At 75.5% G+C, this 8,047-nt stretch carries 8 protein-coding genes and 1 pseudogene; 3 read left to right on the top strand and 6 right to left on the bottom strand.

Annotated features, from left to right (window positions below):
- The 6 genes from ABZ641_RS19680 to ABZ641_RS19655 all read right to left on the bottom strand — a co-directional run.
- On the bottom strand, positions 1-843 hold an 843-nt coding region (locus ABZ641_RS19680; protein ID WP_359983384.1), incomplete at its 3' end, for a biotin-dependent carboxyltransferase family protein.
- Positions 836-1,510, bottom strand: coding sequence for a 5-oxoprolinase subunit PxpB (gene pxpB / locus ABZ641_RS19675; protein ID WP_359983381.1), 675 nt, complete (start codon positions 1,508-1,510; stop codon positions 836-838). The genes pxpB and ABZ641_RS19680, both read right to left, overlap by 8 nt.
- A complete protein-coding gene (locus ABZ641_RS19670; RefSeq protein ID WP_344628470.1) occupies positions 1,510-2,286 on the bottom strand; it encodes a 5-oxoprolinase subunit PxpA in 777 nt (258 codons plus the stop codon). The genes pxpB and ABZ641_RS19670 overlap by 1 nt, the downstream gene beginning before the upstream one ends.
- 199 nt (positions 2,287-2,485) lie before the next feature.
- Positions 2,486-2,881 (bottom strand): hypothetical protein, encoded by a 396-nt coding sequence (locus ABZ641_RS19665; protein ID WP_359983378.1) that lies wholly within the window; start codon positions 2,879-2,881, stop codon positions 2,486-2,488.
- Positions 2,878-3,657, bottom strand: a complete 780-nt coding sequence (locus ABZ641_RS19660; RefSeq protein ID WP_359983375.1) for a ferritin-like domain-containing protein — start codon at positions 3,655-3,657, stop codon at positions 2,878-2,880. Before ABZ641_RS19660 ends, ABZ641_RS19665 begins: the two co-directional genes overlap by 4 nt.
- Complete coding sequence (locus tag ABZ641_RS19655) at positions 3,654-4,214, bottom strand: hypothetical protein (RefSeq protein WP_344628467.1); 561 nt, start codon at positions 4,212-4,214, stop codon at positions 3,654-3,656. Before ABZ641_RS19655 ends, ABZ641_RS19660 begins: the two co-directional genes overlap by 4 nt.
- A gap of 149 nt (positions 4,215-4,363) precedes the next feature.
- Between ABZ641_RS19655 and ABZ641_RS19650 the strand changes: the two genes are divergently transcribed.
- The 3 genes and pseudogenes from ABZ641_RS19650 to ABZ641_RS19640 all read left to right on the top strand — a co-directional run.
- Positions 4,364-5,896: a hypothetical protein gene (locus ABZ641_RS19650; protein WP_344628466.1), complete on the top strand. Its 1,533-nt coding sequence runs from the start codon at positions 4,364-4,366 to the stop codon at positions 5,894-5,896.
- A gap of 256 nt (positions 5,897-6,152) precedes the next feature.
- Positions 6,153-7,025 (top strand): hypothetical protein, encoded by an 873-nt coding sequence (locus ABZ641_RS19645; RefSeq protein ID WP_344628548.1) that lies wholly within the window; start codon positions 6,153-6,155, stop codon positions 7,023-7,025.
- A gap of 57 nt (positions 7,026-7,082) precedes the next feature.
- Positions 7,083-8,047: pseudogene (locus ABZ641_RS19640) on the top strand (hypothetical protein); the annotation flags it as partial.

Below are 8,047 nucleotides of genomic sequence, written 5' to 3'. Positions count from 1 at the left end.
GTCGTCCCGCGGGACGAAGCGCAGCGGCGTACCCGGCCGGGCCTGCGCCGCCGCGGCGAGGTCGGCCCGCGGGACGACGCCGATCACCGGATAGCCGCCGGTGGTGGGGTGGTCCGCGAGGAAGACCACCGGCAGGCCGTCCGGCGGCACCTGCACCGCGCCCAGCAGCATGCCCTCGCTGGGCAGTTCGCCGCCGCGCCGCCGGGCCACCGGCGGCCCCTCGGTGCGCAGCCCGATCCGGTTGGACGCCGCGGCCACCCGGTACCCGGCGCCCGGCGGCGGCCCGGCGAACCAGTCGGCGTGCGGACCGGGCAGCAGACCGAGCACCAGCTCCCGCGGTGGGCCGGGCAGCGGCACCAGCTCCGCCGCCGGCCCGGGGCGGACGGTGCCGACCGGCAGCCGGTCGCCCTTCGCCAGCGGCGCCGGGCCGAGGCCGGAGAGCAGGTCGGCCGAGCGGCTGCCCAGCACCGGCGGCACCGCGATGCCGCCGGCCACCGCGAGGTAGCTGCGCACCCCCGAGGTCGCGGGACCCACCTCCAGCAGTGCGCCGGCCGGCACCCGGACCGCCGCCCCCCACGCGGCCGGCCGCCCGTCCACCCGGACGGGCGCGGGCGCGCCGGTCACCGCGACCAGCAGCGGCGCCGACGCCCGCAGCGCCGTCCCGCCGAGGGTGGTCTCCAGCCCGGCCGCCTCCGGCGGGTTGCCGAGCAGCCGGTTCGCGGCCCGCAGGGCCGGCTCGTCCAGGGCGCCCGCGCGGGGCACACCGAGGTGGGCGACGCCGCGCCGCCCGAGGTCCTGCACGGTCGTCAGCGGGCCCGGCCGCACCACCAGCAGCTCAGCCACCGGCCACCGCCTCGAACCGGACCCGGGTGCCCGGCGTCAGCAGCGCGGCCGGTTCGCGCGCGGTGTCCCACAGCCGCAGCGCGGTGTGCCCGATCAACTGCCAGCCCCCGGGCGAGGAGCGCGGGTAGACACCGGTGTACGGGCCGGCGAGGGCCACCGAGCCGGCCGGGACGGTGCTGCGCGGGGTGGTCCGGCGCGGCACGCGGTACCGCTCGGGCAGCCCGGTGAGGTAGCCGAAGCCGGGGGCGAAGCCGCAGAACGCCACCCGGTACTCGGCTCCGGTGTGGATCCGCACCGCAGCCTCCGGGGACACCCCCCAGAGGCCGGCGACCTCGGCCAGGTCCGCGCCGTCGTACACCGTCGGCACGGTCACCGACGGGCCCTCGGCGGGCGGGTGTTCGGGCAGCTCCCAGCCGGCCAGCGCCCGGGTGAGCGTGGTGCGGTCGGCGACGCCGTCCAGCAGCACGGTGCAGGCGGCCGGCACGATCTCGGCGACCTCGGGCAACTCGTCGCGGCGGGCCAGCAGTTCGGCGTAGAGGGCGGCGACCTGCTCGGCGCTGCCCGCGGTGACGAGCAGGGCGTCCTCGCCGACCGGGCGCACCACCGGGCCGCCCGCCGCCCCGGGCTCCTCGGACGGCCCGCCGGCCTCGGACCGCTGACCGGCCATCAGGTGAACGCCTCCACCCGGACTCCGGCCGAGGCGAGCGCCCCGCGCACCCGCCAGGCCAGCTGGGCGGCGCCGGGGGTGTCCCCGTGGACGCAGAGCGAGCGGGCGCTGACGGCCACCGCCTCGCCGCCGGCGGCCGCGACCGTGCCGTCCCGGGCCAGCCGCACGGCGCGGGTGATCACCGTCTCCGGGTCGTGCACCACGGCGCCGGGCTCCCGCCGGGGCACCAGCGTCCCCGCCCGGGTGTAGGCCCGGTCGGCGAAGGCCTCGGCGACGACCGGCAGACCCACCCCCTCGGCGACGGCGAGCAGCTTGGAGCCCGGCAGGCCCAGGACCGGCAGCGGGCCGTCGCAGACCGCACCCGCCCGCAGCACTCCGGAGACCACGGCCTCGGCCTGCTCGTCGTCGGCCACCACCCGGTTGTAGAGCGCGCCGTGCGGCTTCACGTACGACACCCGCGAGCCGGCCGCCCGGGCGAAGACCTGCAGGGCGCCGATCTGGTAGGCGATCTCGTCGGCGAGCTCGTCCGGCGGCACGTCCATCGCCCGCCGCCCGAAGCCGGCGAGGTCCCGGTACGAGACCTGGGCGCCGATCCGGACACCGCGTTCCGCGGCCAGTGCGCAGACCCGGCGCATGGTCGACGGGTCACCCGCGTGGAAGCCGCACGCCACGTTGGCGCTGGTCACCACGGACAGCAGGGCCTCGTCGTCGGTCAGTGTCCAGCGTCCGAACCCCTCGCCGAGGTCCGCATTGAGATCGATCACCGGGTCCGTCACGCGTCCGTCCGCCTTCCAGCAGCTCCTGCTGGTGATCGTAGGGCCTGATCGTTTGCCGGGGTGCCGGGCCCGTCACCCCGGGCGCAGGGTTTTGCCGAACGTCCGTCACCCGTTCGCCTCCGGCGGCCCGTCGAACGGCCCGACGGGCCCGGCAGGCGGGGGAGTTGGGGAGCTCGGCACAGCCCGCGGCGCAGCGCGGTCAGAGTAGGACGATCGCCAGGACGAACAGGGGCACGACGGAGACGATCCACACGGCGGTGCCCGCGGCACAGGCCCGCACGATCCACAGTCCCACCCGGACGGGGCCGAGCGGGCCGCCGTCGCGGATCCACCGCCGGGTCAGCACGCAGTTCGCCGCGGGCCCGAGGCAGAGCGACAGCCACCACATCAGGACACCGACCGGCGAGTGCGTGAACGCCCCCACCGTCCCGGGCGCGGCAGACCAGAGCACGTACAGGGCGACCTGGACCGCGAGTCCGGCGCCGAGCACCCCGAGCGCCCGCGACGTCGGCGCACCGGTCGGAACCGTGCGTTCCGGGACCGTCCGGAGGTACGCGGGGAGGGCCGGAATCAGCGGCTCGGGCGGGGGCGTCACCGGGCCGGCCTCAGCGCCCGGGCGGCCTCGGCCGCCACCGCGGCCGACCGCACGACGAACTGCCGCCGGCGGACGCCCAGCACCCGCAGGGCCGGTCCGTGGTCCAGCGCGACGAACCCGGCCGCGGCGGTCGCGAGCAGCCGCCAGAAGGCGACGGCGGGGGAGCGCAGCGCGGCGGGCAGCAGCCCGATCGACTCCCGCAGCCGCAGGCAGTGGAAGGGGATGTGGCGCAGCTCGTCCGCGGCGATCCGGCCGGCGACCTCGGCGACCAGCCCGTCCGCGGCCCCGTCCCGCACGGACCGGTAGTACGGCACGGCCACCACCTCGGCGACCAGCAGCACCATCAGCTCCAGCCGCAGCCCGAGCAGCCGCCGGAGGCGGACGAAGAGCGCGTCGCTCCAGTGCGAGCCGAGCAGCGGCGCCCCGGCGGCCTCCAGCAGAGCGGCCAGCAGCCGGGCGTGGTTCTGCTCCTCGGCGACGAACAGCCGGACGGCGGCCGCGTAGTCGGCATCGCCCGCGGCGTCGGCCTTGCCGATCAGGTTCGTCCCGTCGCCGTCCTCGCCGACCTGGAACTTCTGCAGGCTGCGCAGCAGGGCGGCGGACGCCCGGGCGCCCCGGGACCAGTCCGGGTCGCCGAGTTCCGCGCGCCGGACCGCCTCGGCGGTGAAGTGCGCCACCCAGCGGGCGTGGTCGAGGCGGTCGAGGCCGGCCGGTGCGCCGGTGGCGGTGGTGGTGGTGGCGGTGGTGTCGGCGGCGGAGGTGTCGGCGGCGGTCATCGGACGGCCACCGGGGCGGTGAAGCCGTTCGGCACGGTGACGGCCCGGGACCACTCCAGCCGGCGGATCACCCGCAGCACGATCAGCAGCGGGACGGCGCCCACCACGCCGAACGACATGTCGATGAATCGCCAGTACAGCGGGATGCCGCGGAGTGGGCCGCAGATCAGCGCCAGCGGCAGGACCCCGGCGCACGCCAGCAGCGCCCAGCGGATCACCCAGACGTTGCGCACGGGGTCGCGCAGCGGACCCCAGAACGCGGTGGCGATCACCAGGTGCGCGAAGGCCAGCCAGTCGGTGCCGTAGGCGAGGAAGGGGTAGCGCGCGTTGGTGTCGGCGATGCCGTCGCGGACCCGGGCCACCCGCTCGGCGAGGGCCGGCCAGTGCCCGCCGAGGCCGCTGCCGTCGACCGCGGAGGCCAGCCAGCGGGTCTCGGACTCCAGCGGGAATGCGGTCAGGCCGCTCAGGACGAGGCAGACGATGAAGATCCACAGCCAGGTGCGGATGCGCCGCAGTGCGGCGTCCCGGTCCACCGCCGGGTCGGTGTCCTTGGTCATGGCCCGACTCTAGACCCAGGAATTGAACACGTTCAAGTAGGAAACTGAACATGTTCAACAGATGGGCGGGCGGCACCCGGGGCCGCCGGAACCGGGGCAAGCAGGCTCGTTTCGGATGTTGTCGGTGCGAACCTCTAACCTTGTCCACCGTGACCGCCATCGCAGACCAGTCCGCCGAGTACGAGCTCCGGCCGCCCGCCGCAGCCGCCCGGCCCGCACCCGGCCCGGCCGCCGACGAGGGCCTGGCCCGCCGGCTCAAGGCGCTGGCCTGCACCGCACCGCTGCACGACCTCGACGCGCGCAAGGTCAACCTGGCCGGCGAGTACAGCTCGTACACGATGGCCGAGGTCGGCCTCGCGGTGATCGACCTCGTCACGCTCAACATGGACTTCGACACCGGCGCCGACCGCGACATAGTGCTCGGCCGCCTGCAGCCCCGGATCGCCGCGCAGAACCCGACCCGCAGCACCGCCGAGCACGAGCGGGTCGGCCGCTGGGTGCTGGAGTCGCTGATCAACGTCGGCAGCGTCGACCGCGGCTTCCGCGCCGTCTACGGCACCTTCGGCCCGGACGGCGCCTACGTCCGCCGCGACTACGACTTCAAGCTCGTCGAGGAGGTGCCGGGGCCCGACGGCGGCGTCTACCTGCGCACCACCGACGAGGCCGTCAACGTCCTCGTCGGCGCCCTCGACACCGACGTCACCTCCGCCCAGATCGCCGCCGAGGTCAAGCTGGAGGTGCTGATCCGCCGCGGCCGCCTCGCCGACGCCCAGCTCGCCGCCGAACAGGCCCGCTACCGCACCGTCCAGTACGCCGAGACGCTGCGCCGCGCCCTGGAGGCCACCCGCCGCAACGTCCGCGCCGTCGACTGGATGGAGACCGTCCCCGACCTCATCGACGAGGCCCTGGACCACATCGCCGACCGGTACCGGCACGAGAACGCGATCCTCACCAACATCCGCAAGGCCCGCGACGAGAGCATCGACCCCGAGCACAAGCGGCGCGCCGCCGAACTCGTCGACATCGTCAAGGACTGCATCCGCCGCCACACCCAGCTGCAGACCCGCCTGCTGGAGGCCGGGCCGCTCTTCCGCGCCGAACAGGACCGCCAGGCCTTCGCCGCCCCCAGCGCCCGCAGCGGCATCGACCTGTACGGACACCTGCTCGCCCCGCTGCTGGAGCTGCCCGTCGAACAGGCCGTCCGGCCCACCGACGCCTTCTTCGCCCGCGGCACCGGCCTGCGGACACCCGTCTCCGTCCGGGTCGCCGACCTCGTCGACCTGCTGCTCACCCCGCCCGTCGAACGCGAGCACCTCGGCGCGGAGCTCCCGGAGCCGGACCTCGTCGCCACCCCCGACGACAGCCGCTTCAGCGAGGCCCAGCTCGAAGCCGCACTCGACCTCCTCGACCTGCCCGCGGACGCGCCCCGACGGCTCTCCGGCCTGCTCGCCGACGCCCGCCGCCAGGACCCGGACCTGCCCTACCTGGTCGCCCTGCTCGCCGTCCACGCCGCCAGCCCGCCGGTCGGCACCGCCTACCGCCAGGGCGAGGAGCGCCTGCTCTTCGCCGTCGACGACGGCACCCACCTCGACGACCCCGAATTCGGCGGCGCCGACCTCATCGTCGGCAGCGCCCTCCTCGACGCCGCCGGCATGGCCGCCGACCGCAAGGAGGCCGGCTGATGCCACGGCCGACACGAGCGGCACACCCCCAGGGGCGCGGGGAACCGCGCAACCCGGGAGTGGCCGACCGCACGGGTACGGCCGGCTTCCAGGGGCGCGGGGAACCGCGCGAAGCGGAAGGCCACCGTCCCGCACCCGCCCCACCAGGGGCTCACCCCACCCCCCGAGTGCGCCTCCCCCGGACTGCGCCGTTCCCCGCGCCCCTGGCGCTTGCCCCTCGACAGCTCGTATCCCGTTCCCGCAAGGAGTCCCGTCCGTGACGATCAACCACGATGCGGCGTGGGCCCCCGAGGCGGAGCCGGTGGCGGCGCCCCTCACCCCCGCCGACGTCGCCGACGCCGCCCGGCTGGTCTCGTTCGGGCTGCAGGCCAAGCTGCTCCCGGCGCGGGACGCCGAGTACGCCGAGCTGGTCCGCCGCTACCGCGAGGACCCTCCGTTCGCGCGGCTCGCCGACGCCGTCGCCACCGGCATGGGCCTGGTGGTGCTGGAGGTGTCGCCGCGGGCCGGCATGGCCGTCGCCGCCGACGAGGACTCGGTCTTCGCGGTGCGGATGGGCGACTACTCCCGCCGTGCGGCGTCCGAGTCGACCGACCGCTTCCTGCACGGCCTCGCGCACCTCGCGGTGGCGGCGCTGGCCTTCCCCCGTCCCGAGGACCTCGCCGACGACGGCTACCTGGGCCGGGTGACGGTCAACGGTGTGGACGCCTTCGTCCGGCAGGCGTGCCGCCGGCTGGAGGAGCGGGCCGAGGCGCAGGGCGCGGTCACCGACCCGGCCAGCGACGCCCCGGGCCTGGAGGCGGCCTGGCGGGTGTGGGCCCGCCGTTCGTCCACCGGTGCGACGAAGGACGCCCGCCGCCTGGCGGGTTCCACCACCGGCATCGTCTCGAAGGCGGTGCTGTTCCTGGTCGACTCCGGCTTCCTGCAGAAGACCTCGGACGACGCGGGCGGCACCTTCCGCACCACGGCCCGTTACCAGTTGCAGGTCCGCGACCTGGCCGGTTCGGCCGCGATGGCGGAGCTCACCGACCTCGGCGTCGTGCCGGTGACGGACGGTACGGCGACGCTGATGCCCGCCGACGACTCCGACGAACTCGTCGCCGACGCCGGACTGCCGTTCCACTCCCTCTGAACCTGCCTCCGACCTGCACCCGCCCCTCCACCCGTCACCCTGGAGAACCGCAGCACCATGTACGAGCTCAACCGGGTCCGCCTGTACTCGATCGGACCGGCCGGCGCCCGGTACGCCGACACGGTCCTCGACCTGCGCGGTGTCGGCGAGCCCGTGGCGGAGCCCGCCCCGCAGCAGATCGGCCTGTTCGGCGGCGAGCCGGAGGGCCCGCGGCGGCGCCCGGCCCCGGCCGGCGTGCTGTTCCTGGAGAACGGCGGCGGCAAGTCCGTCCTGCTGAAGCTGATCTTCTCGGTGATGCTGCCCGGACACCGCAACACCCTGGGCGGCGCCAGCTCCGGCGTGCTGCGCAAGTTCCTGCTCGCGGACGACTGCGGCCACGTCGCCCTGGAGTGGCAGCACACGGTGACCGGCGAGCTGATCGTCGTCGGCAAGGTCAGCGAGTGGCGCGGCCGCCAGGTCTCCTCCGACCCGCGGAAGTTCGCCGAGCTCTGGTACTCCTTCCGGCCCGGCCCCGGGCTGACCCTGGACTCCCTGCCGGTCGCCGAGCGGGCCAGCCTGGCCGGCGACCAGAAGGCCCGCGGCCGCCGCCGCACCATGAAGGGCTTCCGGGACGCCATGACCGAGGCCGGCAAGGCCTACCCGTACCTCGACCTCACCTTCGAGGAGATCCACGACCGCTGGAACGAGCACCTCGGCGACCTCGGCCTCGACCCCGAACTCTTCCGCTACCAGCGGGAGATGAACGCGGACGAGGGCGAGGCGGCCGGCCTGTTCGCGGTGAAGCACGACGCCGACTTCACCGACCTGCTGCTGCGCGCCGTCACCGACACCCGGGACACCGACGGCCTCGCCGACCTCGTCCACGGCTTCGCCGCCAAGCTCGGCCGCCGTGCCGAGCTCACCGCCGAACGCGACTTCACCGCCGGCTCGCTGGACCTGCTGCAGCGGATCGTCGACGCCACCGCCGCCGAAGGGGTGGACACGGCCCCGGGGCCGTGCTGTCATTCTGGCTGCCCCGATTT

The sequence above is a fragment of the Kitasatospora sp. NPDC007106 genome, assembly GCF_040634455.1.
In the GTDB taxonomy this organism is placed as follows: domain Bacteria; phylum Actinomycetota; class Actinomycetes; order Streptomycetales; family Streptomycetaceae; genus Kitasatospora; species Kitasatospora arboriphila.
This window is presented reverse-complemented; position numbering and strand designations above follow the sequence as displayed.